Origin of the sequence: Erythrobacter westpacificensis, from assembly GCF_039542285.1 — a bacterium.
GTDB lineage: Bacteria > Pseudomonadota > Alphaproteobacteria > Sphingomonadales > Sphingomonadaceae > Alteraurantiacibacter > Alteraurantiacibacter westpacificensis.
Window position 1 is genome coordinate 227,635 of sequence record NZ_BAABHV010000017.1, and the last position, 25,905, is coordinate 253,539.

The 25,905-nt window shown below is 63.7% G+C and carries 24 protein-coding genes; 8 read left to right on the forward strand and 16 right to left on the reverse strand.

What is annotated here, in order from left to right:
* Positions 1–113: 113 nt before the first annotated feature.
* From ABFX23_RS11980 to ABFX23_RS11990, 3 genes are read right to left on the reverse strand one after another with little or no spacing between them, the layout of a single operon-like run.
* A complete protein-coding gene (locus ABFX23_RS11980) occupies positions 114–557 on the reverse strand; it encodes a TadE/TadG family type IV pilus assembly protein (protein ID WP_346033277.1) in 444 nt (147 codons plus the stop codon).
* Positions 558–562: 5 nt separating this feature from the next.
* The gene (locus ABFX23_RS11985; RefSeq protein WP_346033278.1) at positions 563–1,033 is read right to left on the reverse strand and encodes a TadE/TadG family type IV pilus assembly protein; all 471 of its coding nucleotides are present in this window, start codon (positions 1,031–1,033) and stop codon (positions 563–565) included.
* Entirely contained in the window at positions 1,030–2,640 is a 1,611-nt protein-coding gene (locus ABFX23_RS11990) for a TadE/TadG family type IV pilus assembly protein (RefSeq protein WP_346033279.1), read from the reverse strand. The genes ABFX23_RS11985 and ABFX23_RS11990 overlap by 4 nt, the downstream gene beginning before the upstream one ends.
* Positions 2,641–2,804: 164 nt before the next feature.
* Between ABFX23_RS11990 and ABFX23_RS11995 the strand changes: the two genes are divergently transcribed.
* Positions 2,805–3,461 (forward strand): squalene/phytoene synthase family protein, encoded by a 657-nt coding sequence (locus tag ABFX23_RS11995; RefSeq protein WP_346033280.1) that lies wholly within the window; start codon positions 2,805–2,807, stop codon positions 3,459–3,461.
* A gap of 31 nt (positions 3,462–3,492) precedes the next feature.
* Positions 3,493–3,963: an EF-hand domain-containing protein gene (locus ABFX23_RS12000; protein WP_346033281.1), complete on the forward strand. Its 471-nt coding sequence runs from the start codon at positions 3,493–3,495 to the stop codon at positions 3,961–3,963.
* A 4-nt stretch (positions 3,964–3,967) separates the two neighbouring features.
* Here the strand turns inward: ABFX23_RS12000 and trmFO are convergent, their stop codons facing one another.
* Positions 3,968–5,332, reverse strand: coding sequence for a methylenetetrahydrofolate--tRNA-(uracil(54)-C(5))-methyltransferase (FADH(2)-oxidizing) TrmFO (trmFO, locus tag ABFX23_RS12005; RefSeq protein ID WP_346033282.1), 1,365 nt, complete (start codon positions 5,330–5,332; stop codon positions 3,968–3,970).
* Positions 5,333–5,385: 53 nt separating this feature from the next.
* Here trmFO and ABFX23_RS12010 point away from each other — a divergent pair, with 53 nt between their 5' ends.
* Together ABFX23_RS12010 and ABFX23_RS12015 are read left to right on the forward strand one after the other, a co-directional pair.
* Positions 5,386–6,861 carry a S41 family peptidase gene (locus ABFX23_RS12010; protein ID WP_346033283.1) on the forward strand — a complete coding sequence of 492 codons (1,476 nt, stop codon included), beginning with the start codon at positions 5,386–5,388 and terminating at the stop codon, positions 6,859–6,861.
* A 10-nt stretch (positions 6,862–6,871) separates the two neighbouring features.
* Complete coding sequence (locus tag ABFX23_RS12015) at positions 6,872–7,570, forward strand: lysoplasmalogenase family protein (RefSeq protein ID WP_120078613.1); 699 nt, start codon at positions 6,872–6,874, stop codon at positions 7,568–7,570.
* A gap of 3 nt (positions 7,571–7,573) precedes the next feature.
* Here the strand turns inward: ABFX23_RS12015 and ABFX23_RS12020 are convergent, their stop codons facing one another.
* On the reverse strand, positions 7,574–7,987 hold the full coding sequence (locus tag ABFX23_RS12020; RefSeq protein ID WP_346033284.1) for an ester cyclase: 414 nt from the start codon (positions 7,985–7,987) through the stop codon (positions 7,574–7,576).
* Positions 7,988–8,045: 58 nt separating this feature from the next.
* Positions 8,046–10,889: a DNA gyrase subunit A gene (gyrA, locus tag ABFX23_RS12025; RefSeq protein WP_346033285.1), complete on the reverse strand. Its 2,844-nt coding sequence runs from the start codon at positions 10,887–10,889 to the stop codon at positions 8,046–8,048.
* 284 nt (positions 10,890–11,173) lie between these two features.
* Between gyrA and ABFX23_RS12030 the strand changes: the two genes are divergently transcribed.
* Complete coding sequence (locus tag ABFX23_RS12030) at positions 11,174–12,439, forward strand: tetratricopeptide repeat protein (protein WP_346033286.1); 1,266 nt, start codon at positions 11,174–11,176, stop codon at positions 12,437–12,439.
* A gap of 80 nt (positions 12,440–12,519) precedes the next feature.
* Here ABFX23_RS12030 and ychF read toward each other — a convergent pair whose 3' ends face one another.
* The 9 genes from ychF to ABFX23_RS12075 form a co-directional block, all read right to left on the reverse strand.
* Complete coding sequence (gene ychF, locus ABFX23_RS12035) at positions 12,520–13,620, reverse strand: redox-regulated ATPase YchF (RefSeq protein ID WP_346033287.1); 1,101 nt, start codon at positions 13,618–13,620, stop codon at positions 12,520–12,522.
* A 159-nt stretch (positions 13,621–13,779) separates the two neighbouring features.
* Positions 13,780–14,349 (reverse strand): aminoacyl-tRNA hydrolase, encoded by a 570-nt coding sequence (pth, locus tag ABFX23_RS12040; RefSeq protein ID WP_346033288.1) that lies wholly within the window; start codon positions 14,347–14,349, stop codon positions 13,780–13,782.
* Between the two features lie 15 nt (positions 14,350–14,364).
* On the reverse strand, positions 14,365–14,826 hold the full coding sequence (locus ABFX23_RS12045; protein ID WP_346033289.1) for a hypothetical protein: 462 nt from the start codon (positions 14,824–14,826) through the stop codon (positions 14,365–14,367).
* Positions 14,826–15,512 carry a 50S ribosomal protein L25/general stress protein Ctc gene (locus ABFX23_RS12050; protein ID WP_346033290.1) on the reverse strand — a complete coding sequence of 229 codons (687 nt, stop codon included), beginning with the start codon at positions 15,510–15,512 and terminating at the stop codon, positions 14,826–14,828. Before ABFX23_RS12050 ends, ABFX23_RS12045 begins: the two co-directional genes overlap by 1 nt.
* Before the next feature lie 98 nt (positions 15,513–15,610).
* Entirely contained in the window at positions 15,611–16,483 is an 873-nt protein-coding gene (locus ABFX23_RS12055; RefSeq protein WP_346033291.1) for a TraB/GumN family protein, read from the reverse strand.
* Positions 16,480–17,367, reverse strand: a complete 888-nt coding sequence (locus ABFX23_RS12060; protein ID WP_346033292.1) for a TraB/GumN family protein — start codon at positions 17,365–17,367, stop codon at positions 16,480–16,482. The genes ABFX23_RS12055 and ABFX23_RS12060 overlap by 4 nt, the downstream gene beginning before the upstream one ends.
* Positions 17,368–17,406: 39 nt before the next feature.
* Positions 17,407–17,832: a hypothetical protein gene (locus ABFX23_RS12065; protein WP_346033293.1), complete on the reverse strand. Its 426-nt coding sequence runs from the start codon at positions 17,830–17,832 to the stop codon at positions 17,407–17,409.
* Entirely contained in the window at positions 17,816–18,013 is a 198-nt protein-coding gene (locus tag ABFX23_RS12070) for a helix-turn-helix transcriptional regulator (RefSeq protein WP_346033294.1), read from the reverse strand. Before ABFX23_RS12070 ends, ABFX23_RS12065 begins: the two co-directional genes overlap by 17 nt.
* Positions 18,014–18,274: 261 nt before the next feature.
* On the reverse strand, positions 18,275–19,243 hold the full coding sequence (locus tag ABFX23_RS12075; protein ID WP_346033295.1) for a TraB/GumN family protein: 969 nt from the start codon (positions 19,241–19,243) through the stop codon (positions 18,275–18,277).
* Between the two features lie 95 nt (positions 19,244–19,338).
* Here ABFX23_RS12075 and ABFX23_RS12080 point away from each other — a divergent pair, with 95 nt between their 5' ends.
* The 3 genes from ABFX23_RS12080 (at position 19,339) to ppdK (ending at position 25,187) form a co-directional block, all read left to right on the forward strand.
* Entirely contained in the window at positions 19,339–20,238 is a 900-nt protein-coding gene (locus tag ABFX23_RS12080) for a glycine--tRNA ligase subunit alpha (protein ID WP_346033296.1), read from the forward strand.
* Positions 20,235–22,394 (forward strand): glycine--tRNA ligase subunit beta, encoded by a 2,160-nt coding sequence (gene glyS / locus ABFX23_RS12085; RefSeq protein ID WP_346033297.1) that lies wholly within the window; start codon positions 20,235–20,237, stop codon positions 22,392–22,394. Before ABFX23_RS12080 ends, glyS begins: the two co-directional genes overlap by 4 nt.
* 120 nt (positions 22,395–22,514) lie before the next feature.
* The gene (gene ppdK, locus ABFX23_RS12090; RefSeq protein ID WP_346033298.1) at positions 22,515–25,187 is read left to right on the forward strand and encodes a pyruvate, phosphate dikinase; all 2,673 of its coding nucleotides are present in this window, start codon (positions 22,515–22,517) and stop codon (positions 25,185–25,187) included.
* Here the strand turns inward: ppdK and ABFX23_RS12095 are convergent.
* Positions 25,170–25,847, reverse strand: coding sequence for a methyltransferase domain-containing protein (locus ABFX23_RS12095; RefSeq protein ID WP_346033299.1), 678 nt, complete (start codon positions 25,845–25,847; stop codon positions 25,170–25,172). The genes ppdK and ABFX23_RS12095 overlap by 18 nt on opposite strands.
* Positions 25,848–25,905 lie beyond the last annotated feature (58 nt).

The following is a 25,905-nucleotide window of genomic DNA, read 5'->3' on the forward strand; positions in this document are numbered from 1 at the left end:
GTCATTCAGCCGACGGTTTCGATGCCGTCACTCCATGCGACAGGGGGCCAAAGCGGGTGTGCATCATCGACGCTGCCCTGAAAAGGGAAAGGCGGCGTTGTGCGCGTACCGGATCAGTCTTCGTCGAGCAGGAAGATGGGCCGGGTGTAGGTGATGAACGGGAATTCGATCCCGGCAAAGCCCAGGAAGCTGTCCATCTGGTAGGAAATCACGAGCTGGAGCTCGGTGGCTCCGGTTACGCGCTGGGTGCCAGGCGTTGTCACCACGGCATTCACCCTGTCCTGGTGAAGCAGGTAAGGCGCGCCAAGCGCGTGGTTCTCCGCCCAGGTTTCAATCTGGGAATTCGAGATCGTGTTGCCGGTCTGGTATTGCACCATCGTGTAGCGGGCAACGTCGGCAGATAGACCGCGCAAGGCGTTATAGTTCTGCATCGCCATACCCACCTGCAGCACGCCTATCATCATCAGGATGAGGGCAGGGGAGAGCAGGGCGAATTCGATCGCAGTCGCACCGGTGTCGTCTCGGCGCAGGCGGGAGAATAGTTGTCGGATGGTCATGGTGTCTATCCGATCTGTACCGTTCGGCTGACATTGTAGGTGAAGCCCTGGCCCACACCCCATTTCGTCCAGATGGGCGCATAGGTGTCGGTCAGGTCCACCTGGATGAACTTGTATTCGACGCCGCTCCCGCAGGAATCCGGGATCGTGACGTAATCCGCCGAGGTGCCGCAGCGATAGATTTCCGTGACCGTGATCTGGTCCGTCGTGAGGCCGGTTGAATTCGCGACGATATCGCGCACGGTGGTGCGCGCCTCGGCAGTCTCCGGTATCACCGCGCGAACGACAGAGGCTGCCTCGGCAGCGCCGCTCTGCAGATCGGTCTGCCGGGACACCATCGTGGCAACCTCGAAACCACCGAGCGCGAGGATCAGCAGGACCGGCGCGACGAACGCAGTCTCGATTGCCATCGAACCGCGCTCGTCCGCTCGCAGGCAGGAAAGGCGGTGAAGGCGAGAGGCGAGTGCGCGCATCATGCCACCAACCTCACTTTCGATGCCGTGCTGACGACGGTGGTGTCTTCGCTCGAACCGCCCGGGCAGAACGTCTGCATGTCGGTCGTACCCGTCAGGGTGATGTTCTTGGCAGCGATCATCAGGCACTGGCTGGTCACCCCGGCGGTCCCCGCAAAGAATACCTCGCTCTGCGGGAAATAGAGCGTGCCGTTGAGGATCGTATTCGCGTTGCCGTTGATACGCTGGCCATTGTTGCCCGCGCCCGGCCCGTCGCGATCCTCGAACACCAGCATCCCGGCAAGCTCGTTCGCATCCTCGGCAGATACGCCAATCGCCATCAGGTCGGCCGCCGTCATCGCCGTGAGGTTCACGTCCGCACCGCCGTTGATGACGACGGAAGCGCCTTCGTAGAGGACGAACATCACGCCCGCGCCGCTGACTTCATGCTGACCGTTGATCTGCAACTGACCGCCAACGATGTTGTAGACGCCGGGAGCGAAGGCCGTATCGCAACCGATCTGGATGTCGGTGTAGGTGCCGGGGCGAACGTTGCCCGCCTGACCACCTTCGATCACGTTGACGTTGGAATAGGTAACCGTGCGGCTGCCGGTCCAGTGCTCGTGTGTCTTGTTATTGCCGTTGCCAACGTCGTTGGTGCCGTTGTCCGGCGTCGTTGTAGTGCCTGCGACCGTGCCGTTGGGGACGATGATCTGCCGCTGGGTCGTGGTGACGTCCGAGTCCGCCTTGGCGTTCGGGTTATCCCACGGCTCCATGTTGTTGTGGCTCGGACCGCGGAAATAGCTGTAGGTGCGCCAGACCCTGACAGTCTCGTCGGCATAGGTCGTGTCGCTCGCCGCGGAGCAGCTGTAGGTGCGCGAGGCCCGCGATTCGGTCGGGTTGGGCGGAGAAAGCTCGGCGTAGGGATCGTAGAGTCCGCTCATGTACTCCATGATCACGTCGTCGGTGTTGTTCTTCAGCCACTCGTCCACGCCGCCGGCAGAGAGAATCCACCCTGCCTCGATTTCCGGATTGCCATCCACCTTGATCGAAAGATCGTCGGTGGACAGGGCCGCCATGCCGCAGCTGGCTGTCAGCACGGCGTTACCCCCGATGGTCACGGCGCCTTCGTCATCCTCGTCGGTGGCGATCAGGCAACTGGTGAAAGTCACGCCTTCCTCGAAACTGGCCTGGGCATAGGCATAGACCTCGGCCGCATCGCCGGTGAGGAAGCTGGAAAAGGGCAGCTCCTTGGATGCAGTGGCGGAAACGGCCACGGAGTTGTCCGTACCGCCGGCAAAGTCTGCCAGGCGAATATCCGGGGCGGTGTTGAAGTCGTCGGTGGCCGACAGGTTGGCTTCGAATTCCTGCAGAGCGCGAAGCTGGTACGTGCCCTCGGTCTCCTCTTCCGCCGCGGCCCAGGCACCGGCAACCGCCGCCTGGTCGACGGCGAACTGCAATTCGCGTTTCCACATGTACCACTGCGTCACATCGACGCCCAGGCCTGCGCCGCCGATCAGCACCGGCATGCCCAATGCAACCAGAAGCGTGGCGTTTCCGCTACGACATTCTGCAAGGTCGCCCAGTGTAGTGCGGATAAACTTGCGGATCATTTCGGGTACACCTGTCATTGCTACCACCTGACCACGCAACATACCGGGGCCGTGGTTTCGGGGATGTAACCGAGCGGAGTTAACAAGCCGTTTGCCAAGCTACCTGCGATCCGAGGTGGCTCATCGATCCGCGCCGACAGTCTTTGACTTGGCACCGATTATCGGGTGAAGGCTGTTCCCGCATGTCTTCCGATCTCGTCGAAACCCTGCCTCTGCCCCAGCGCCTCGCCCTGGCGTACGCGCCGAAAAGGACGCAGTCGGCCACGCTGGCCTTGCTCGCACTGGATACCCGCCTGGCGAGCATCATCCGCAACGGTGGAGAGCCGGTGATTGCCCAGATGAAGCTGGCCTGGTGGCGGGAGCGGCTGGAACAGGCCCCCGCACACTGGCCGATTGGAGAACCCTTGCTTGCGTTGTTGCGCCATTGCGGCATCGAGGCAGAGAGGCTCGTGCCGCTGGTCGATGGCTGGGAAATGCTGCTGGCAGAGGCGCTGGGTCGGCGCGAGCTTTCCACGTTCGCTCGCGGCAGGGCGCTGGGCTGGTCGGCCGTCAACGATGCATCCGGGCGAAGCCGGCCCGACGCGCCGGTAGAGCAGGCAGGGCACGAATGGGCGTTGCTGGACCTGGCGATGCATCTGGACAGTGAGGACGAAGCCAAGATGGCTCGCGAGGCCGCGGCCGCATCGGGCGGCGCGCGCATACGCTTGCCGAAAGAGGTGCGCTCCCTTGCAGTGCTGCACAGCCTTTCTCGCAGAGCCCACCGTCTCGGCTCCGGCGAATTGCTGGACGGGGCTGGCGCGATGGCAACGGCCTTGCGTGCAGGCCTGCTGGGCAGGTAGCGTAAGCTCCCGAATCCAAGGGGAATTATCGATGAACCGAGTTATCCTGGGTGCCTTCAGCGCACTGCTGCTTGTGGGGCTGGGGCTGTTCTGGATACAGGGCAGGGCGCAGGTTGAAGAGGGTGCGCCACCGCCAGAGCCCGAGAGCGCGGAAGAAGCCATCGACCCCGATTCGCTGCCGGTGGCCGACGTTTCGAACATCACCGGGCCCGAACCGCCCGAAGCGAGCGAGCTGACGCGCGAGCAGCGCCGCTTCTTCCGTTACGATCGCAACCGTGACCTGAAGATTACGCGTAACGAGATGCTCTCCACGCGCACGGATGCCTTCAGGCGACTCGACACCGACGGCAACAACCTGCTGACGTTCGAGGAATGGGCGATCACCACCAGTTCGCGTTTCGCGGAGATGGACGCGAACGAGGACGACGAGCTGACGCAGGCCGAATTCGCTACCAGCGCACCGAAGCCGAGGACCACAACGCGGCCAAGCTGCAACTGCTAGAGGATCATGCGGGGACGGTCAGGCTTTCCAGCCACACGCCGAAATCCGCCTTGGCACGCGAGGTATAAGCTTCCTTGCGCTGCTTCTTCTTTACGTCGTGCAGCGGCGGAAACAGGCCGAAGTTCACGTTCATGGGCTGGAAGTGGCTGGCATCGGCATCGCCGGTGATATGGCTCAGCAGCGCGCCCATCGCCGTGGTCGCGGGGGGAGGGGACCACGCCTCGCCCGCCAGCTCGCTTGCCGCCATCATGCCTGCCATCAGGCCCACGGCGCTGCTTTCCACGTAGCCTTCGCAGCCCGTCACCTGCCCGGCAAAACGGATGTGCGGCGCCGACTTCAGGCGCAGTTGCCGGTCCAGCAATTCGGGTGAATTGATGAAGGTGTTGCGGTGCATCCCGCCAAGCCGTGCGAACTCGGCATTCTCAAGCCCCGGAATGGTGCGGAACAGCTCTACCTGCGCGCCGTATTTCATCTTGGTCTGGAAGCCGACCATGTTCCACAGCGTGCCCAGCTTGTTGTCCTGACGCAGCTGCACCACGGCGTAGGGCCAGCGGCCCTGCGGATGTTCCTCGGTCCGGTCGTGCGGGTTATCGAGGCCGACGCCCTTCATCGGGCCGTAACGCAAGGTTTCCACGCCGCGCTCTGCCATCACCTCGATCGGCATGCAGCCGTCGAAATAGGGCGTGTCTGCTTCCCACTCCTTGAACTCGCCCTTCTCGGCATCGAGCAGGCCCTGGACGAAGGCTTCGTACTGCTCCTTGTCCATCGGGCAGTTGATGTAGTCGCCATCCTCGTTGGACGCAGCCGTTGTCTTGTTCCAGCGCGACTGGATCCACGCCTTGCTCATGTCGATGCTGTCGCGATAGACGATCGGCGCGATAGCGTCGAAGAAGGCGAGGCGATCCTCGCCCGTGGCGCTGACGATGCTTTGCGCGAGACTGGCGGCGGTGAGCGGACCAGTGGCGACGATGGTCATCCCCTCTGGCGGCAACTGTTCCACCTTCTCGCGCACGATGGTGATGTTGGGATGGGCTTCCAGCCGCTTCTGCACTTCGGCGCTGAACACGTCGCGGTCCACCGCCATGGCGCTGCCCGCAGGAACGCGGGCGATTTCGCCGGCGGACATGATGATCGAATCCAGCCGCCGCATTTCGTGGTGAAGCAGGCCGACGGCGTTCTTCTCGTCATCGTCGCTGCGGAAGGAATTGGAGCACACCAGTTCGGCCAAACCGTCGGTCTGGTGCGCGGCCGTCATCTCGCCCCCGCCGCGCATTTCGGACAGGCGCACTTTCACGCCGCGCTTTGCGAGCTGCCATGCCGCCTCGCTGCCCGCGAGACCGCCGCCGATGATATGGACCTGCTGTGTCATGACAGCGCAAGTAGGCGAGTTGACGGCCAATTTCGAGGGGGTAGTGTCGCGCGATGGCAAATCGTTTCGCGCGCAACCTCGTCACCGCCTTCGCAATATTGTTCGCCTCACCGCTGGCCGCGCAGGAGAGCGCGCCTTGCGAGAACTGCTACACGGCAGAGGAAGCCCGCGAGGACCTGACCACGCTCTACTCCCGTTTGCAGCAGGAGCACGTCGATCTCTTCGCTCGCCGTGGCCGCGCCGAATACGATGCCCATGTCGATAGCCTGCTCAACCGCATCGACGGCCCGGTACCGAAGACAGATTTCCACCTCATGCTGCACGAAGCGATGGCTTTCGGGAACGTGGGCCACGCCAAGACGGAGGCGGCCATGGGAGACCTTTTCGCCTACGTGGGCGAGGGCGGCACGATCATTCCCCTGTCTGTCACCTACCGCGACAGCGCGATGGTGACGGACCAGTGGGCTGGCGAGGGCGACAACCTGCCGCCCGGCTCCCGCATTACCGGCCTTGGCGGAATATCGCTGGCGGAGTTTGAAAGCCGTGTCCGCTCCATCATATCTGCCGACAGCGACCGCCTGCTACGCTCGCAGATCGAGCTTGGGCTGCCCGCCTATCTCTATTTCGTCTTCGGGCCGCGGGAGAGCCTCGCAATCGAATACATCGGGCCGGACGGGCAACCTGCCACCGCGTCAGTGTCGGCCATGGGCCTAGGCGAGATGTACGCGATGCAGGCCGCGCGCCCCGTCTCCGCGCCGGACCGTAGCTCTGGGGCACGTATCCACCGCGACCTTGGCGAGGGCATCTATTACCTCCAGCCCGGCCCGTTCTCAGCAACCGAGGAAGAACGCGGCGAGGACGGCGAGACTTACACCATCGCCCCCTTCCGCGCTTTCGTCGAGGAAGCCTTCACCGCGATCTCGGCCAGCGGAGCGACTGACCTGGTGATCGACCTGCGTGACAACGGCGGCGGCGATGCGAGTTTCTCCGACCTGATCGTGGCGCGACTGGTGGAGGAACCATACCGCTATGCCTCCCGCTACGAAGTTCGCGCCGGGCCGAACACCAAGGCGGCATGGGCCGACCGGGAGGGCGATGCGAATACGCTCGCAGGCCGGATCGCCGCCGCGCTCGCTTCTGCTGACGATGGCCAGGTGGTGTCGGTCGACCTGCCGCTGACGCAGCCGATTGCCGACAACGCGTTCGACGGGCGCGTATGGGTGCTGGTCAACCAGCACAGCTATTCCAACGCGGCGGTGGTAGCGGCACTGATGCAGGATCTTGGCATTGCCACCGTCGTGGGGGAGGAAACGGCTGACCTGCCCACCACATACGGCGCGGTGGAGACTTTTGCGCTGCCTAACTCGGGCGCTGTCATCACCTATCCCAAGGCCTACATGGTGCGCCCCTCGGGCGACCAGTCGACACGCGGCGTGGTGCCGGACTTCGTGATTGCGCCGAACCCAGTGGGAAGCGCGGAAGACGTGATGCTGGAAACCGCACTGGTACAGATCAGGACGGCGCGCTAAGCGCTGGCACATGCCTCCCAAGCAGCCCCATCCTGCGCTGGCGCAGAAACGCCCATTCCTGGTGCTCAGCATCGTTGCGGCGCTGTCCTATTACTACTTGCAGGCGACGAACCTGCCGGAGCTCTATCTCATCCCGATAAAAGGCTTCGGCGTGGGCTTTCTGGCGATCTACGCCTACCTGCGCCACCAGAGCGGGGATTCGCACCGTCTGGCGCTGGCCATGGCCGTGGCAGCATGTGCGGACATGGCCATCGAATTCGACCTGCGCGTGGGCGCGGCGGTGTTCTTCGTGTTCCACATGCTGGCGGTATCGGTCTTCATGCGCCATTCGCGCGGCAAGCTGCACGGGGCGGACCAATGGGCTTTTCTTGCAATCCTGATCCTGCCCCCGGTGATCGGCTATTTCCTGCCCTACGACCGCAATATGGCGTGGGCCGTGGCAATCTACGCCGTCGCGCTCAGCCTCATGGCGGCGAGCGCATGGATGAGCGATTTTCCGCGGATGCGCGTGGCTGCCGGCGCTCTGCTGTTCGTGGTGTCGGACCTGCTGATCTTCGCCCGGCTCGGCCCGCTATCGGGTAGCGAAGTGCCTGAATATCTCGTCTGGCCGATCTACTACCTCGGCCAGTTCCTGATCACCGTGGGCGTGGTGACGACGCTGCGGAAGCGCAACCCGGAACTGCGGGTGGCTTGGCGGCGAGAGGATTAGCCCTCAGGCCCAGCCTGCTTCGCGCATGGCGTAGCCGTCGTTCCAGATCTTGGTCATGTGCGCGATCTTGCCGTCCTCGAACCGGAAGACGTAGCAATAGTCCGAAGCGATGGTCTTGCCTGTTGGCGACACGGGGCCGCCTTCGCCGGAATGGGTGGCCTTGAACACCGCTGCGCCCACGAAAGTCCCGGCGTCTTCATCGACGCCGCAGGCCAGCATTTCATAGTTCATGTTGGGCAGCGGCTGGAGAAGGTGGGCCATCCACTCGGTATAGCCCTCCACCGTGGTCACATCGGCCAGTGCATCGGCTTGCGCTGTGAAGACAGCATCAGGCTGGCACCACTGCTGGCAAACTTCCCAGCCCTTGCCGGTTTCGCAGGCGTCGAAGAACGCGAGTGCATCAGATTTCATCGACATGATCTTTCCCCCAAAAGACGTTGGACTAGATCCTAGGCCATCGGGGGAAAGTAGCGAATCAATTCTCGGCTTCGTCGTCCTCGATGTTGTCGTCGCGATCCACCGTCGTATCGGGCGTGGTCTCGTCTCCGCCGCCGCGACGTTCGAGCATTTCCTCGACGATCGCTTCCTCAGCCTCGTTCTCCGGGCTTTCGTCCTCGTCGATGCGCGCGGCGCCGACGATGTGTTCGCCCTTGGCAACGTCGAAGATACGGATGCCTGACGAGCTGCGGCCATAGATCGCCCAGCCCTGGTGGTTCTCGAAACCGCCATCCACCAGGTGGCGGAAGTTCACCGGCAGGCGGATCAGCTTGGCGCGGTCCGTCACCAGCATCAGCTGCATGCCGTGGCGCACGGGGAAGCTGGCAACGACCGGGCCGTTACGCTCGGGATCGCTGCCGGGCGTGCCGATGTTGGTGATACCCTGACCACCACGACCCGTGGTGCGGTATTCGTAGGCGCTGGAAATCTTGCCGTATCCGTTGGCCGTGATGGTGAGGATGAACTCCTCGCCCTCGGTCATCGCCTCAACCTGCTCTGAGGGCAGGGTGGCCTCGGCGTCGTTGTTCTTCCACGCCGCCGCGCGCAGGTATGCGTCGCGCGTTTCCATGTCGTGGCCCAGCTTCTCCAGCACGGCTAGGGAGACGACCTTCGCCCCGTCCTTCAGGGCCATGCCGCGCACGCCGATGCCGGTGCGGCTCTTGGTTTCGCGCGCATCGGTGGCGGCGAAGCGGATGGCCTTGCCGGCGTCGGAGGCGAGGAAGATTTCCTGCTCCTCGTTCAGCAGGCGCACGCCGATCAGCCGGTCCCCGCTGCCTTCGACAAAGCCCATCGCGTACTTGCCGTTCGACGGCACGTTGGTGAAGGCATCCATCGAGTTGCGGCGAACCATGCCCTGTTCCGTGGCGAAGACGATGTTGAGCGCTTCCCACTCGTCCTCGTTCTCCGGCAGAGGCAGCACGTTGGTGACGCGCTCCTCGTCGCCCAGCGGCAGCAGGTTGACCATCGGGCGGCCCTTGGTCTGCGGGCCGCCTTCGGGCAGCTTCCACACCTTGAGGCGATAGACGCGGCCCGTATTCGTGAAGAAAAGCACAGGGTTATGCGTCGAAGTTACGAACATTTCGACGACAGCGTCCTCGTCCTTCGTAGCCATGCCGCTGCGGCCCTTGCCGCCGTGGCGCTGGGCGCGGAAGGTATCGAGCGGGGTGCGCTTGATGTAGCCGGAGTGGGTGACGGTGACGACCATCTCCTCCCGCTCGATCAGGTCCTCGTCCTCGATCCCGTCCCACGCGGGTGCGATTTCGGAGACGCGCGGCGTGGCGAACTGGTCGCGCACTTCCTGCAATTCCTCGCGCATGACGCCGTAAAGCTTGGCGCGGTCGGCCAGCAGCGAGAGGTAGTACTCGATCTTGTCGGCCAGCTCCTGCAACTCGTCGCCGATCTCGTCGCGGCCGAGGGCCGTCAGGCGATGCAATCGCAGGTCGAGGATGGCTTTCACCTGCCGCTCGGAAAGCTGGTAGGTGCCGCCCGCTTCGTCCGCCGTCGGCTCGATGGCTTCGACAAGGCGGATGTATTGCGCAATGTCGCCAATCGGCCATTCCTTGTCGAGCAGCTTCTGCCGCGCGATCTGCGGGTTGGACGATCCGCGGATCATCGCCACCACCTCGTCGAGGTTGGACACGGCCACCACCAGGCCCAGCAAGACGTGGGCACGGTCCCGCGCCTTGTTCAGCTCGAACTTGGTGCGCCGCGTGATGACCTGTTCGCGGAAAGCGATGAAGCTGGAAATGAAATCGCGCAGGTCCAGCGTTTCCGGCCTGCCGCCACGAATGGCGAGCATGTTGGCCGGGAAACTCGCTTGCGCGGGCGTGTGACGCCATAGCTGGTTCAGCACGACTTCGGGCGTGGCGTCGCGCTTCAGCTCGATCACCACGCGCACACCGGCGCGGCTGGATTCGTCGCGGATGTCGGAAATGCCCTCGATCCGCTTTTCCTTCGCGGCGTCGGCGATTTTCTCTACCAGCCCGGCTTTGCCCACCTGGTAGGGAATGGAAGTCAGCACGATCGACTGGCGATCGTTCTTGCCCGTCTCGATCTCGTGACGGCTCCGCTGCAGGATGGACCCGCGCCCTGTGGTGTAGGCAGAGCGCGCGCCGCTCTTGCCCAGGATCAGTGGGCCGGTGGGAAAATCGGGGCCGGGGATAATCTCGTGCAGCTGCTCTGCCGTGATGCCGGGATCATCCATGTAGGCGAAACAGCCGTCGATCACTTCGCCGAGGTTGTGCGGCGGGATGTTCGTGGCCATGCCCACCGCGATGCCGCCCGCGCCGTTCACCAGCAGGTTGGGGTAGCGTGCAGGCAGGACGGACGGCTCTTTCTCCGAACCATCGTAGTTGTCGACGAAATCGACAGTGTCCTTGTCGAGATCGCTCAGCAGCGGGTCCGCCGCCTTGGCAAGGCGGCTTTCCGTATAGCGCATGGCGGCCGGCGGATCGGGGTCCATCGAGCCGAAGTTGCCCTGGCCGTCGATCAGCGGCAGGCGCATGGACCACGGCTGCACCATGCGGGCCAGCGCATCGTAAATCGCGCTGTCGCCGTGCGGGTGGTACGAACCCATCACTTCACCGACGATCTTCGCCGATTTGCGATATGGGCGCGTGGAGGTGTAGCCGCCGACCTGGGCGGCATAGAGAATACGGCGATGGACGGGCTTCAACCCGTCGCGAACGTCGGGGAGGGCGCGGCTGACGATCACGCTCATGGCGTAATCGAGGTAGCTCGTCTTCATCTCCTCGACGATGTCGATGCGTTCGAATTCGCCCGGATTATCCGGGGCGCCAGTGATTTCGTTCTGGTCGCTCACTAACCTGCAATTCCATTATCGTTCTGGTTGCCTGCAATGTAGGGAACGGGGCCGAGGGGCACCATAGCGAGTAGGCGAAACGCCCGGGAAAACCGCCCGTTTTCCACACCTCACAGCGCCATTTCTGAATTTTGCCGCCTTACCCCGTTAAAACGCCATTCAGCGCTCGACCTGTAGGACATATTTGCAATCTCGGGCTGAGTGTGCATGAGGCCACAACCGGGAACGACGGGCAGTAGCGACGTGTTTACTGCCTGCCAGAATTACCAGGAGAGAATACCACTATGCTTCGCGCTTTCCGCACCACTCGCAACAAATCCATCCGCGGCACCGTCGCCGGTTTCGCCCTTGCCATCGCCCTTGCCGGCGGTGTGTCCATGGGTTCGGTCGCCGTGACGTCCGAAGCCGCGCAGGCGCAGGACAACTCGCGCGGATTCGTTGAAGCCTATCAGCCGGTCGCCGCAATGGTGCAGGGCGAAACCCCGGATGCCGCAGGCGCACGTGCCGCGATCCCGACGATGGTTGCCGCCATCGAAACTCCTGCAGACCGCAACGTGGCGGGCAATCTCATCCTCAACATCGGCAACCAGCTGTCCGAGCCTGCCTTGCAGCGTCAGGGCCTGGAAATGATGCTGGAGAGCGGCCTCGTCGCTCCCGAGCAGGTCGGCCAGTTCAACTGGTTCGTGGGCAGCCTGGCTTTCAACGCCGGTGACTATCCTGCGGCCCGCAACGCGCTGCAGGCCGCCGTGGCCGCCGGCTATTCCGATCCGGAAGCCGACGTGACCGCACTGGTCGCCGAAAGCTATGCGCGCGAAGACAATTACGAAGCTGCCTACAACACCGTGATGGAAGCCGTTGCCGCTGCCGAAGCCGCGGGCACAGCGCCCAACGAGAGCTGGCTGCTGAGCACCCTGCAGCGCACCTACAACAACGACATGCGCGAAGAGGCGCTGACCGCGTCGGAAGCGCTGGTGCGCCATCACGCCAACCAGACGAACTGGGTGAACACCCTCCAGGTCGTGAACGCTCTGTACGAGCTCGAGCCCGAAGTTCGCGTCGACATGTACCGCCTGATGCGTGCCACCGATGCGCTTACCCAGCGCCAGGAATTCGTGCGCTACATCGAGGATCTGGATCCGCGCGTAATGTCGAACGAAGTGCAGGACGTTCTCGCCATGGGCATGACCGCTGGCGTGTTCGATGCCGCTGACCCGTACTACACCGAAGTGAAGGGCATCGTGGATACCCGCGCTCCGCAGGACCGCAGCGGCATCGAAGGCATCGTGTCCGACGGTGAGAGCGGCGACTCGATCGATGCCATGAGCGCTGGCGACGTGCTCTACTCGCTGGGCGATTTTGCCCGCGCCGAAGGCATGTATCGCATGGCGCTGGAGAAGGGCGCAGATGCCAACACCGCCAACACCCGCATCGGCATCGCGCAGGCAGAGCAGGGCAACTACGCAGCCGCTATCGACACCTTCGAAATGGTCGACGGCAGCCGCGAGCCGGTGGCCCGCATGTGGGCCGCCTACGCTGCCTCGATGATGTAAGCAGGCTTAGGAACACAAATACGAAAACGGCGCGGAAACATCGGTTTCCGCGCCGTTTTTCTTTGGGAATGCAGCTCTGCCTAGACGTTGAACTTGAACAGCAGGACGTCGCCGTCCTTCACCAGGTATTCCTTGCCTTCCTGGCGGAGTTTCCCGGCCTCGCGCGCGGGGCCTTCGCCGCCCAGCGCCACGTAGTCATCGTAGGCGATGGTCTCGGCGCGGATGAAGCCCTTCTCGAAATCGGTGTGGATCTCGCCTGCTGCCTGCGGAGCCTTGGCGCTGCCCGGCGTCGTCCACGCGCGCGCTTCCTTGGGGCCGGCGGTGAAGAAGGTCTTGAGGTCGAGCAACTGATAACCGGCGCGGATAACGCGGGCGAGGCCGCTTTCCTCGAGGCCCAGCTCGGCGAGGAATTCGGCGCGTTCCTCGGGTTCCATGCCGACCAGCTCGGATTCGATGGCGGCGGAGACGACGACGGCCTCGGCCCCCTCGGCTTTCGCCTTCTCGAACACCTTTTCGGACAGGGCATTGCCGGTCGCGGCGTCTTCCTCGGCGACGTTGCACACGTAGAGCACGGGCTTCGCCGTCAACAGCTGCGCTTGGCGGAAGAGGCGGGCCTGCTCGTCGTCATTGGGTTCCACAAGGCGCGCAGGCTTGCCGTCTCGCAGCAGTTCCAGCGCCTGGCCCAGCACGTTGGCGAGCATCTTTGCTTCCTTGTCGCCCGCGGTGGCGCGCTTGGCGGCGTTGTCGACGCGCTTTTCCAGGCTTTCGAGGTCGGCCAGCATAAGCTCGGTTTCCACCACTTCCGCATCGGCGATGGGGTCCACCTTGTTGGACACGTGCTGGATATCGTCATCCTCGAAACAGCGCAGCACGTGGACGATGGCATCCACCTCGCGAATGTTGCCGAGGAACTGGTTGCCGAGCCCTTCGCCCGAGCTCGCGCCCTTCACGAGGCCAGCGATATCCACGAACGAAAGCTGCGTGTGGATGATCTTGGCGCTGCCGGCGATCTTGGCGATCTTCTCCAGCCTCTCGTCCGGCACCGCGACCTGGCCCACGTTGGGCTCGATCGTGCAGAACGGATAGTTTGCAGCCTGCGCGGCCTGCGTTTCGGTAAGGGCGTTGAAAAGGGTCGATTTGCCGACGTTGGGCAGACCCACGATCCCGCAGCGGAATCCCATAACTTGCGTGCCTTCATGCGATTGGAAATATGCTTGGCCGCGCCTTAGCCGCCTGTCGGCCGGATTGCCAGCGCCCGCTTTGCGCGATTGGTCATTGCCTGGCGCGGCACTGAGTTCGAAGTTCCAAGAATGCAGGCCGCCATTGCAGCAGCCGGCAGATCAGTCCTGCATCTTCAGGGCGTATTCGCTCATGAAGCGGGCGTCGTCGCCCGCCGCCAGCCAATCCGCGCAGCCGCCGATTGCGCCCAGCATCTGGACCAGGTCGTCCATTTCCGACTTGGCGTAGTTGCCCAGCACGTGTCCGTGGACGCGGTCCTTGTGGCCGGGATGGCCGATCCCGATGCGCACGCGGCGGAAATCGGGGCCGAGGTGGGCGTCGATAGAGCGCAGGCCATTGTGCCCGGCGTGACCGCCGCCACGCTTCACCTTGACCTTGAAGGGCGCAAGGTCGAGCTCGTCGTGGAACACGGTCAACGCCTCGATCGGCAGCTTGTAGAAGCGCATGGCCTCTCCCACGCTGCGGCCGCTCTCGTTCATGAAGGTGCCCGGCTTCAGCAGCAGGACTTTCTCGGACCCGATGCGGCCTTCCTGCAGCCAGCCCTGGAACTTCTTCTGCACCGGGCCGAAGTCGTACATATCGGCCAGCACGTCGCAGGCCATGAAGCCCACGTTGTGGCGCTGCATGGCATAGCGGGGGCCGGGATTGCCGAGGCCTACCCAGAGTTGCATGGGGGTGCTCCCCTTCTAGCGCTGGCCCTGCTGCGGAACGCCGGTCTGCGGCGTGTCTTGCGGGGCATTGGCCTGCTGGCTGGTGTTGCCGAGGACTTGCATCACCGAGAGATAGAAGTTCGCGCAGGTGTTGGCGAAAGTATCAAGCTGCTGGCGATTGGAACTGGCGATAAGGTTGGCTGCGGACCTGAACTGGGACACCGCCTCCGCCGAGGAATAGTGGCTGAGACGTCCGGCATAGAACGCGGAAATGATGGTGAGGTTGTTCAGGATATCCACCCGCTGCTCTGGCGGCAGACTGGCCGTATTCAGCAGCTCCGTCCGGCGCTGCTGCATCAGCACGAAGCACTGGAAGTCCTGCGGATCGGCAGGCAGCGTGCCCTGCTGCTGGGCGAGGGCGGGGGTGGAGGCGGGGACCGACGAAATCGCCAGCCCCGCGCCCAGTGCAAGAGTAGATGCGAGTGCGCGAAGGCGCATTATTCGCTCTTCTCTTCCTGCTCTTCTTCAGCGTCCGCATCGGGACCCTGTTCGGTTGCAGCGACACCGCCTGCATCGACTTCTTCCTCTTCACCCTCTTCATCGTCGGAACGCTTGAGAGCGGAAGGTGCTACAACAGTGGCAATGGTGAAGTCGCGGTCGGTGATCGCGCTTTCGGAACCTTCGGGCAGCGTGACGGCGCTGATGTGCACCGAATCGCCGACTTCGAGGCCGGTAACGTCGATTTCGATCTCGCCCGGAATCTTGTCCGCTTCGCAGATCAGTTCCAGTTCGTGACGGACCACGTTGAGAACGCCGCCCTTCTTGAGGCCGGGGCTTTCTTCTTCGTTGGTGAAGACGACCGGAACGTTCACGTCGATCTTGGCACCCTTTGCAAGGCGCAGGAAATCGACATGGACCGGACGGTCGGAGACGGGGTGAAGGGCCACATCCTTGGGGAGGGTGCGGGTCTTCTTGCCGTCGACAGTGACCTCGACGATGGAGTTCATGAAGTGCCCGGTCATCAACAGCTTGACCAGTTCCTTCTCTTCCACGTGGATCGTGGTGGGTTCTTCCTTGCCGCCATAAATAACGGCGGGTACGCGGCCATCGCGACGCAGCGCACGGGAGGCTCCCTTGCCAGCCCGTTCACGCATCTCGGCCGGCAGAGTCAGAGCGTCGCTCATCAGTATTGCCTTTCGATTGCATATGTATCTGCTACCGCGCCTCCAGGGATGACATCGGCAGCAGGCCGCGCGTCTAGCAGGAAACGCTGCAAAAGCAACTACTGGATACGGCGCACTTCGTAGCCGCGGCGGTCAAGCATTGCGACCACGCCTTCATCCCCGATCACGTGGCCCGCGCCCACCGCGACGAAGGGCCTGCGCCCCGCCTCGATCAGCTCCGCGATACGCGGCACCCAGCGCGCATTCCTCTCGGTCAGCAGCACCCGGCGCAATTCCGGCGAGAATTCGAGCGAATTGTTGACGTGCGAGGCCAGCACCGTTTCGTCGCCGGTCAGCCAGGCGATCAGCATTTCCTGATCCGAATTCGCGTCATGCGAACGCGCCACGCCATAGAGCAGGTCGCTCTGTGCTGCTTGCGACAGGGTATCGAACATGCCGAGCTGGGCGGCGAAACTCTCCAGCCCGATCACCTCGTCGGCATTGTGGATCATCACCCGGTCGACGCCATTGGCGGGATCGCCCGTCCGCACCTCGCCCGACAGCATCATGGCGGCGGCCCAGCTTTCCACCCGGCCGAAATCGGTCCCGGTCATGTCCGCGTCCTCGATGAGCTCGCGAAGGGCAGGGCGTTCGTCGGGCTCGACACGGTCGAGCAGCGGAGGCTGGCCGGGGGTTTCCGAAAGATCGGCAAAAAGTCCCATGCCCGCAGGATCGTCGAGATTGGCCACTTCCACCACCACGACACCGGCGTTTCCGTAGGTTTCGTCGAGCAGGGGCGTGCCCCAATACAGGTCATCCGGCAGGGCGTGAACCGTGCCGAAGATCCAGCCTTTTTCGCCCGAAGGCGCTTTCAGCTCCCAGATGGCGGGCGATGCCTCTGGCCAGTCGCTTTCCGGCACGAAAGGGTCGCCGCAGCTTGCCAGCCACAGCGACCCGATCAGGACAACAGACTTGAGAAGCCTTGGGATCAATTGTCGATCCGCACCACCGTCAGGCCGCGTTCTTCGAGAAGGCTCTGCACGCTGCCTTCACCGGCAAGGTGGCCTGCGCCCACCGCGACGAAGACTGTACCCGGCGCATCCATGCGCGTCTCGATCCAGTCGACCCAGTTGCGGTTGCGGTTCACCAGCAGGCGCTCGTAGAGTTGCGGGTCGTCCATTTCCTCGTTCAGGATTTCGCCCAGCGCGTCGGCATCGCCTTCGAGCCACTCGGCCTTCATGGTTTCCAGCGAGGATACCGCTCGGTCGAGGTTCTCGACCGTGGCATCGAGGAGTTCGAGCTGTGCATCCATGGGGAGGGTGTCGAACAGGGCGATCTGCTCTTCCACCGTTTCCAGCGCGCCGCGCTGCTTGTCGTCGCCGCGCTGGCGCAGGACCATCTCGACACCCGAATTCGGCTGCCATCCCGCCTGCATCAGCGGCAGCATGGCGAGGTTGAGCGTGGCGGCCCACGGCTCTACCGGGTCGAGCGCGGCAGCAGGAACGCCGAGGCCATCGAGAGCCGCTTCGTACTCGGCGCGGTTTTCCTCGGTCATCAGGCTGCGCAGCGTCTGGCCTTCGGGCAGCATGGCCATGGTCGCCATAGTCTGGCCGGCGCTTGCCGCTTCGTCGATGTCGATCTCGAAGACCAGTTCTTCCGAGGCGTCAAAGGCGGTCGCGATGCGATCATCGTACCAGCTTTCGCCTTCGGGCAGGACGTGGATGGTGCCGAACAGGTAGATCGTGGTGTCTTCGTCGGAGAGGCTCCACAGGGCGGGGCCGCTGGCGTCTGCGTGATCGTCTGCCGTTGCAGGCGATGCGAATGCGCCCAGGGAAAGGGCCAGGGCAGATGCGGTGAGGGTCAGTTTGCGAAGCATGTGTCGAATTCCTTAGGTTGGATTGTCGGGCAGTGAAAGTCAGCGCAAGCCCAGCTTGCGCAGGCCGTAGGCGGCCAGCATGACGAAGGCTGTGGCGAAGTAGATTGCGATATGGTCGACTTCGGGCGCCAGACCGAGATCATGGAAGAGCCACCAGCTGGGCATGGCCACGAAGTAGAAATAGAAGGCGATGAGCGTCGCCCAGAGATTGTCGAACAGGTCCAGCTCGTCCACGCGGCGAAAATAGCTCCAGGTGAACCACGTGAAGCTCGCCAGCGCGACACCCCACATCAGAAGTAAGCTCCAGCCCGGCAACACGCCGTCCACAAACAGGTCAGCGGCGTAGCCGGTGACGAAGCCGGTGACGATTGCCATGGCAAAGCCCAATGCGCAGAAAGTCCAGAAGCGGTTGCGGCGGCTTTTCAGGCGAGCCTCGCCCGACAGGGTATCAGTTGCTTGTGTCATCGAAGATCTCCTCGATAGGCATGTCGAACAGGCGGGCGATACGAAAGGCGAGCGGGAGCGATGGATCGTGCTTCCCGGTCTCGATCGCATTAACGGCCTGGCGCGACACATCGAGCCGTCCGGCCAGTTCGGCCTGGCTCCAGTTGCGCTCTGCCCGCAGGACTTTGAGGCGGTTGTTCATCAGACGACCAGCGATACCATCGAACTGACGACGACGGCCCCGATGGAAATCCAGAACGTCAGAGCCTCGTCCCGCGTCAATGGGCGCGACTGGCAGCTATCCAACAACCTGCGAAACATGGTGTGTCTCCGTCATGCGATCCTGACCATATGTCAGGTATGCATGACTATATGTCGCGATTCGCTGACTATGTCAAGATAACCTGACAAAAGGGAAGGTGTGCGCTACATCGCGCAACTTCCCTAACGGAATTACAACAAGTTAGTTGATCCGTTCGGCCTCGAGCCCGCGCTCAGCCAGCTTCACCAGCACCGAATCCGGCCCCTCGAAATGGCCCGCACCAACGGCGAGCAGCACGGTGCCGGGCTGTTCCAGGCGGTTGTCCAGCCACGCGGCCCACTGCGTGTTGCGCCGGTCGAGAAGCACGTCGTTGAAAGCCTCGGCAATCTTGCCGCCGCCGAAGCCGAGGTCGAAATCCTCCTCCACCTCGCCGCGCGCCCAGCTATGCTCCATTTCCCAGTAGTCATCGCCTGTCAGCGCCTGTGTTTCAGGCGCATAGAGCCCATCCAGCGTCTTGCCGCGCCACCGGCGCAGGCGCATGTCGAGTTCGTTGATGATGGGGGCGTCGTCCACGCGGAACAGGCCGTACATCACGCGGCCGAAATCCTCGATGGACTCCACCGGCTTGCCGCTCTCGGCAAATTCGCGCTGGAGCACGGTTTCCACGCCGTGATCGTAGCTGGAAGGATCGCCCTCCAGTCCGGACTGACCGAAGCCCAGCAGGGCAACCATCACCGGGATCGAGTCGGCGTAATCGAACGGAAGACCGCTCATCGCCACCAGTTCGCGCCAGCGCGGGCGGGCTTGCGGCGATAGCTGGGCCGAGGTGGGCGTGCGGTTTGCCAGCTCCCGTGCGATCTTTGGCGCGATAGACCCCATGGCCCCCTCGCTGTCCTCGTCGCTGGTTTCCACCACCAGCACGTCCGCCTCCTCGATGATCGCGTCGAGCTGCGGATTGCGCCAGCGAAATCCCTCGGGCAGCAGGTGGATCGTGCCCAGCATGTAGATCGTCGTATCCTCGTCGGACAGTTCCCACAGCGCCGGGGCCGGCTCGTAATCCTGGGTGAAGGCGTAGCGGTCCGCCTCCTCCTGCGCCAGAAGCGGGGCGGCGAGGGTGGTGGCCAGCACGGCGAGGGCGGCGCTCAAACCCTTGAGGATGCGGGGCGACATGCCGCTACCAGACACCCGCGCGCCCGCTCCTGTCAAGCACGCTTCGCACCTGCGGCATTGACGGCTTGCGGGGCTTGAGCCATTGCGCCGCACCTATGGACCGCAATCCGCAAACGAGCTTCCAGGACATGATCCTCGCCCTCCACGATTTCTGGAGCGCGCAGGGCTGTCTCATCCTGCAACCATACGACATGCGCATGGGCGCAGGCACGTTCCACACCGCCACTACGCTGGGCGCGCTGGGGCCGGAGCCGTGGAACGCCGCCTTCGTGCAGCCGTGCCGCCGCCCGACCGACGGACGCTATGGCGAGAACCCGAACCGCCTTCAGCACTATTACCAGTACCAGGTTATCCTGAAGCCGAGCCCGCCCGACATCCAGGAGCTTTACCTGAAGTCGCTGGAAGTGATCGGCATCGATCCGCTCAAGCACGATATCCGTTTCGTGGAAGACGACTGGGAAAGCCCCACGCTGGGTGCCTGGGGCCTTGGCTGGGAAGTGTGGTGCGACGGGATGGAAGTCACCCAGTTCACCTATTTCCAGCAGATGGGGGGCTTCGACTGCAAGCCTGTGGCCGGCGAACTCACCTACGGCCTCGAACGCCTCGCCATGTACATCCAGGGCGTCGACAACGTCTACGATCTCGACTTCAACGGGCGCGGCGTGTCCTATGGCGAGGTCTTTCTCGAAAACGAGAAGCAGATGTCGAAGTGGAACTTCGAGGTCGCCGAGACGGAGGCCCTTTTCGACCTGTTCAACAAGGCCGAGGCAGAGTGCCGTAATGCGCTCGATGCCGACGTGCCCATCGCCGCCTACGAGCAGGCGGTGGAGGCCAGCCACCTGTTCAACCTGTTGCAGGCGCGCGGCGTGATTTCGGTGCAGGAACGCGCCAGCTACATGGCCCGCGTGCGCGATCTGGCGCGCGGGAGCTGCGAGAAATACGCCGAGAAAATGGCGCCCGAGTGGAAAGAGAAATACCCGGAGTGGTCGCTATGAGTGATTTCCTGCTCGAACTTCGCTCCGAAGAAATCCCCGCCCGGATGCAGGCTGGTGCCCGTGCCGAACTGGAAAAGCTGTTCCGCCGCGAAATGGACGCCGCAGGCGTTGACGTCGGCGAGGTTACGGTCTGGTCCACCCCGCGCCGCCTCGCGCTGATCGCGCGGGGCCTGCCCGAAGCGACCAAGGCCGTCAGCGAAGAAGCCAAGGGGCCGCCGGTCGGCGCACCCGATCAGGCCGTTGAAGGCTTCTGCCGCAAGAACGACATTTCTCGCGACGATCTCGAAGTGCGCGAAGTGAAAGGCCGCGAGACATACTTCGCCGTGAAGAACATTCCCGGCCGCGCGACGAAGGACCTGCTGGCCGAGGCGATCCCGGCGATGGTGCGTGACTTCTCCTGGCCCAAGTCCATGCGCTGGGGCGAGGCATCGCTTTCGACAGAGTCCCTGCGCTGGGTGCGCCCCCTGTCGGGCATTGTCGCGCTGCTGGGCGAGGAATTGGTTGAGTGCGAAGTGCACGGTGTCACGTCCGGCTGGGTCACGCTGGGCCACCGCTTCCACCACTCGGGCGATATCACCATCGGCAGCGCCGACGACTACGCAGAGAAGCTGCGCGCCTGCCACGTGATCGTGGACCACGAGGAACGGCAGGATATCGTGCGCGAACGTGCCGCCGCCGTTGCCTCCGAGGCCGGCCTCAAGCTGGTCGGGGACGAGGGGCTGGTGATCGAGAACGCCGGTCTTACCGAATGGCCGGTGCCGCTGCTGGGCCGCTTCGACGAGGACTTCCTCGACGTGCCGCCCGAAGTCATCCAGCTGACCGCGCGCGTGAACCAGAAGTATTTCGTATGCGAAAGCGCGGACGGAAAACTCGCCAACGCCTTCGTCTGCACCGCGAACATCGAGGCCGCCGATGGCGGCGCAGCGATTGTCGACGGCAACCGCAAGGTGCTGGCCGCGCGGCTAAGCGATGCGCGCTTCTTCTGGGAACTTGACCAGAAGACGCCCCTGCGCGAACACGCGAAGAAGCTGGAACGGATCACTTTCCACGAAAAGCTGGGCACCGTTGCCGACAAGGTGGAGCGGGTGGCGAAACTGGCCGCCTGGCTTACGTCCGATGCGCGCGCTCCGAACGGCGATCACAATCTTGCGCGGCAGGCCGCCGAACTGAGCAAATCCGATCTCGTCACCGAAATGGTCGGCGAATTTCCGGAATTGCAGGGCCTGATGGGCGGCTACTACGCCGAGAAGGAAGGCCTGCCGCAGGAAGTGGCCGATGCCATCCGCGATCATTACAAGCCGGTGGGTCAGGACGACGAAGTTCCGACTGCGCCGCTGACCGTGGCCGTGAGCCTCGCCGACAAGCTGGATAACCTCTTCAGTTTCTTCAACATCGATATCTTGCCCACCGGTTCGAAAGACCCTTTCGCCCTTCGCCGCGCCGCGCTGGGTTACCTGCGCCTGGTGCAGGCCAACGGACTGGAGCTTTCGCTGGAACAGGCCGCGCAGGCGTGGGGCGGGCTCGGCCAGGCGAAGCTCGGTACCCGCGTCGCAGAATTCCTTTCGGATAGGCTGGCGGTGCAGATGCGGGAAGAGGGTGTTCGCCACGACTACATCGCTGCATCGCGCGAATGGCAGGGGCACACGGATGCGCGGACCGACAGGATCGAAGCACGAGCACGCGCGCTCGCCGAATTTCTGAAGACCGACAACGGCGAAAACCTCCTCGCCGGATACAAGCGCGCGGCGAATATCCTCAAGAAGGAAGACTGGCTCGGCATCGAGGGCGAAATTGCCCGCACCGGGGAGGAAGACCCGCTCGCTATCGTGGACGATCCCGATCTCAAGGCCGTCGTCGACGCGAAGATGAGTGAGCGCCATGCCCGCGAACTGTCCTACACGCCCGAACCTGCCGAGAAGGCCCTGATCGAGGCGCTGGACGCGGCGGAACCACGGGCGGCCCAAGCCATTGAAAAGGAAGATTTCGCAGCTGCGATGTCTGCCCTTGCCAGCCTTCGCGCCCCGATCGACGCCTTTTTCGAGGAGGTCACGGTCAATGACGCAGATGAGGACAAGCGCGCTTCGCGGCTGGACCTGCTTGCACGTTTTCGTGCTGCAGTGCACAACGTAGCGGATTTCTCGAAGATCGAGGGGTAGGGCAAAGGTTACAGATCCTTCACGTGGATCGGGGAACATCTGGTGTAAAAACAAAAGTTTGGAACGATATGAGGGTTTTGCAAAACCGCCCCTTCGCCGTTCCAGGTCAAAGGTGAGTACATGACGAAGACGGTCTACACATTCGGCGGCGACGCCCCCCACGACGATCCCCGCCAGCGCGACAAGACCGTGACCGGCGGCAAGGGCGCGAACCTTGCCGAAATGGCTTCCATTGGCCTGCCGGTCCCTCCCGGCTTTACCATCACGACCGAGGAATCGGTCAGCTACCTCAACCGCGGGGAAGCCTTCTCCGACAAGCTGCGCGGCGATGTTGCCGAAGCGCTCGCCCATATCGAGCGTAACGTGGGCAAGCGCTTCGGCGATTCCGCCGATCCGCTGCTCGTCTCGGTCCGCTCCGGCGCGCGCGTCTCGATGCCCGGCATGATGGATACCGTGCTGAACCTGGGCCTGAACGACGAAACGGTGGAGGGCCTTGCCGCCACCTTCGAAGACGCCCGGTTCGCCTGGGACAGTTATCGCCGCTTCATCCAGATGTACTCAGATGTCGTGCTCGGTCTCGATCACGGCGCGTTCGAGGAAGCGCTGGAAATCGCCAAGGAAGATCGCGGCTACTTCACCGACACCGAGATGAGCGCGGACGACTGGCGCGAAATTGTCGGCGAATTCAAGCAGATCGTGGCGGCGGAGCGCGGCAAGCCGTTCCCGCAGGATGTCAACGAACAGCTATGGGGCGCCATCGCCGCCGTCTTCGAAAGCTGGGACGCCGAACGTGCCAAGGTCTATCGCCGCCTCAATGGTATTCCCGGCGACTGGGGCACCGCTGTCAACGTGCAGGCCATGGTGTTCGGCAACATGGGCGACACCTCGGCGACCGGCGTTGCCTTCACCCGCGACCCCTCTACCGGTGAGCGCACCTACTACGGCGAATGGCTCGTCAACGCACAGGGCGAGGACGTCGTGGCCGGCATCCGCACGCCGCAGTACCTCACCAAGGCGCGGCGCGAAGCGGCGGGGGCGGACCTGCCGAGCATGGAAGAAGCCATGCCCGAAGCCTACGAGGAACTGGCCCGCGTCTTCGACCTGCTCGAAAACCATTACAAGGATATGCAGGATATCGAATTCACCGTGCAGCAGGGCACGCTGTGGATGCTGCAGACCCGCAACGGCAAACGCACTGCCAAGGCCGCGCTGAAGATGGCGGTCGACATGGTGGGCGAGGGACTGATCGACGAGAAGACCGCGATCCTGCGCGTCGATCCGATGGCGCTCGACCAGCTGCTCCACCCCACGCTCGATCCCGATGCGCCGCGCGACGAACTCGCCACCGGCCTTCCGGCATCGCCGGGCGCGGCCTCGGGCAAGATCGTACTCGATGCCGATACTGCCGAGCTGTGGGCGAACCGCGAGGAAGACGTTGTTCTCGTCCGCGTGGAGACAAGCCCGGAAGACATCCACGGCATGCACGCAGCGCGCGGCATCCTTACGGCGCGCGGCGGCATGACCAGTCACGCCGCCGTGGTGGCGCGCGGCATGGGTCGCCCCTGCGTCTCGGGCGCGAGCGGCGTCTCGATCAACCTCAAGGACCGCACCCTTCGCATCGGCAATCGCGAGCTGAAGGAAGGCGATGTCATCACCCTGGACGGTGCGACCGGTCAGATCATGGCTGGCCGCGTTCCCACGATCGAACCCGAACTGGCAGGCGATTTCGGCACTTTGATGGAATGGGCGGACAAGCACCGCCGCATGGGCGTGCGCACCAACGCGGAAACGCCGGAAGACTGCAAGACCGCGCGCGGCTTTGGCGCGGAAGGCATCGGCCTTTGCCGCACGGAGCACATGTTCTTCGATGCAAGCCGCATCCTCGCGGTGCGCGAGATGATCCTCGCCGATGACGAGGCCGGCAGGCGCAAGGCGCTGGAGAAGCTGCTGCCCGAACAGCGCAGCGACTTTGCGGAAATCTTCCGCACGATGCACGGCCTGCCGTGCACCATCCGCCTGCTCGATCCGCCGCTCCACGAGTTCATGCCGACCCGTGACGAGGAGTTCGCCGAGCTTTCAGCCAGCCTCGACGTAGATGTCGACCACCTGAAACGCCGCGCGGGCGAGTTGCACGAGTTCAACCCGATGCTGGGCCATCGCGGTTGCCGCTTGGGCATCACTTTCCCCGAAATCTACGAGATGCAGGCGCGCGCCATCTTCGAGGCCGCCTGCGACGTGACCGCCGAGGGCGGGGAGCCCGTCGTTCCCGAAGTGATGATCCCGCTGGTTGCGACGAAGAAGGAACTGGAAATCCTGCGCGCGCTGGTGGTGCGCACGGCCGAGACCGTGTTCGAGGAAAAGGGCGCGAAGGTCGATTACCTCTCGGGCACCATGATCGAGCTGCCACGCGCCGCGCTGATGGCAGGCGAAATCGCCGAGGAAGCGCGCTTCTTCAGCTTTGGCACCAACGACCTGACGCAGACCGCGCTTGGCGTGAGCCGCGACGATGCCGGGCGCTTCCTGTCCCCTTACGTTGACAAGGGCATCTACGCCCGCGACCCGTTCGTCAGCCTCGACGTGGACGGCGTGGGCCAACTGGTGGAAATCGCCGTCGAACGCGGGCGGGCAACGCGGCCCGATATCAAGCTGGGCATCTGCGGCGAACATGGCGGCGACCCGGAAAGCATCGCCTTCTGCGAGAGGGTGGGCCTCGATTACGTCAGCGCCTCGCCCTACCGCGTGCCGATCGCAAGGCTGGCGGCGGCACAGGCGGCACTACGTTCCGGCGAGTGACCGCCTGCCGCTGAGCGTGAGGATGGAAAAGGTCTCCGTGACCCGACCATCCTCGTCCGCCTCCGCCATGAACGCCTGCCGTGCGCGGTCCAGTCCCACGCGCGTCAGGGGCGGGGCAGGAGAAGCGAGCACGTTGCCAAGGCCCTGCTCTCGCAAGTCGGCGATGAGGCGATCCATCGAGCGGTAGCGCACTGTCAGGTCGTGAGAATCGACCACCGGGTCCTTCCACCCTGCGCGTTGCAGCAGCTCCGCCGCCGCGCGCGTGTCCACCAGGGGATGCATCCGCGCAGCTGGCCGGTCCGGCTCCGCCGCGTAGATCGCCTTGCGCAGGGCGGGCAGGGAGCCGGAGCCAGCGAACATGGCGATCACCATGCCGCCCGGTGCCAGCGCCTGTCGCAAATGGATGAGCGCGCCCGGCAGATCGTTCACTGTATCGAGCAGCCCCAGCACGCCGACGAAATCGAAGCCCGTAACGGGAAATGGCCGGGAAAGATCGATGGCGTGCTTGCCTACAAGATCGGCTGCGTTGATGGAGGCGGTGTGCGGCAAGACCTCGTCGGCCATGCGTCCCGTGTAGTCTCCGATCACGAGGACCTTCTCCGGCTCGTGCCGGACGAAAGCGAGCCGTTCGGCCATGTCGTCGACCATGTCATCGAGCACGAAACGAGCTGGGGCCGATATGCCAGCTTGCAATGAAAGCGTACGCAAGCGATTGGCC

What these genes read in the sequence shown, in the direction of transcription:
- ABFX23_RS12060 (WP_346033292.1), bottom strand. Translation starts at nt 17,367, where the DNA reads ATGCTTCGCAAACTGACCCTCACCGCATCTGCCCTGGCCCTTTCCCTG.
- ABFX23_RS12050 (WP_346033290.1), bottom strand. Translation starts at nt 15,512, where the DNA reads ATGAGCGACGCTCTGACTCTGCCGGCCGAGATGCGTGAACGGGCTGGC.
- ABFX23_RS11985 (WP_346033278.1), bottom strand. Translation starts at nt 1,033, where the DNA reads ATGATGCGCGCACTCGCCTCTCGCCTTCACCGCCTTTCCTGCCTGCGA.
- ABFX23_RS11995 (WP_346033280.1), top strand. Translation starts at nt 2,805, where the DNA reads ATGTCTTCCGATCTCGTCGAAACCCTGCCTCTGCCCCAGCGCCTCGCC.
- ABFX23_RS12070 (WP_346033294.1), bottom strand. Translation starts at nt 18,013, where the DNA reads ATGAACAACCGCCTCAAAGTCCTGCGGGCAGAGCGCAACTGGAGCCAG.
- ABFX23_RS12000 (WP_346033281.1), top strand. Translation starts at nt 3,493, where the DNA reads ATGAACCGAGTTATCCTGGGTGCCTTCAGCGCACTGCTGCTTGTGGGG.
- ABFX23_RS12065 (WP_346033293.1), bottom strand. Translation starts at nt 17,832, where the DNA reads ATGACACAAGCAACTGATACCCTGTCGGGCGAGGCTCGCCTGAAAAGC.
- ABFX23_RS12015 (WP_120078613.1), top strand. Translation starts at nt 6,872, where the DNA reads ATGCCTCCCAAGCAGCCCCATCCTGCGCTGGCGCAGAAACGCCCATTC.
- ychF (WP_346033287.1), bottom strand. Translation starts at nt 13,620, where the DNA reads ATGGGATTCCGCTGCGGGATCGTGGGTCTGCCCAACGTCGGCAAATCG.
- ABFX23_RS12080 (WP_346033296.1), top strand. Translation starts at nt 19,339, where the DNA reads ATGGACCGCAATCCGCAAACGAGCTTCCAGGACATGATCCTCGCCCTC.
- ABFX23_RS12010 (WP_346033283.1), top strand. Translation starts at nt 5,386, where the DNA reads ATGGCAAATCGTTTCGCGCGCAACCTCGTCACCGCCTTCGCAATATTG.
- ABFX23_RS11980 (WP_346033277.1), bottom strand. Translation starts at nt 557, where the DNA reads ATGACCATCCGACAACTATTCTCCCGCCTGCGCCGAGACGACACCGGT.
- ppdK (WP_346033298.1), top strand. Translation starts at nt 22,515, where the DNA reads ATGACGAAGACGGTCTACACATTCGGCGGCGACGCCCCCCACGACGAT.
- ABFX23_RS11990 (WP_346033279.1), bottom strand. Translation starts at nt 2,640, where the DNA reads ATGACAGGTGTACCCGAAATGATCCGCAAGTTTATCCGCACTACACTG.
- pth (WP_346033288.1), bottom strand. Translation starts at nt 14,349, where the DNA reads ATGCAACTCTGGGTAGGCCTCGGCAATCCCGGCCCCCGCTATGCCATG.
- ABFX23_RS12075 (WP_346033295.1), bottom strand. Translation starts at nt 19,243, where the DNA reads ATGTCGCCCCGCATCCTCAAGGGTTTGAGCGCCGCCCTCGCCGTGCTG.
- ABFX23_RS12045 (WP_346033289.1), bottom strand. Translation starts at nt 14,826, where the DNA reads ATGCGCCTTCGCGCACTCGCATCTACTCTTGCACTGGGCGCGGGGCTG.
- ABFX23_RS12020 (WP_346033284.1), bottom strand. Translation starts at nt 7,987, where the DNA reads ATGTCGATGAAATCTGATGCACTCGCGTTCTTCGACGCCTGCGAAACC.
- glyS (WP_346033297.1), top strand. Translation starts at nt 20,235, where the DNA reads ATGAGTGATTTCCTGCTCGAACTTCGCTCCGAAGAAATCCCCGCCCGG.
- trmFO (WP_346033282.1), bottom strand. Translation starts at nt 5,332, where the DNA reads ATGACACAGCAGGTCCATATCATCGGCGGCGGTCTCGCGGGCAGCGAG.
- ABFX23_RS12030 (WP_346033286.1), top strand. Translation starts at nt 11,174, where the DNA reads ATGCTTCGCGCTTTCCGCACCACTCGCAACAAATCCATCCGCGGCACC.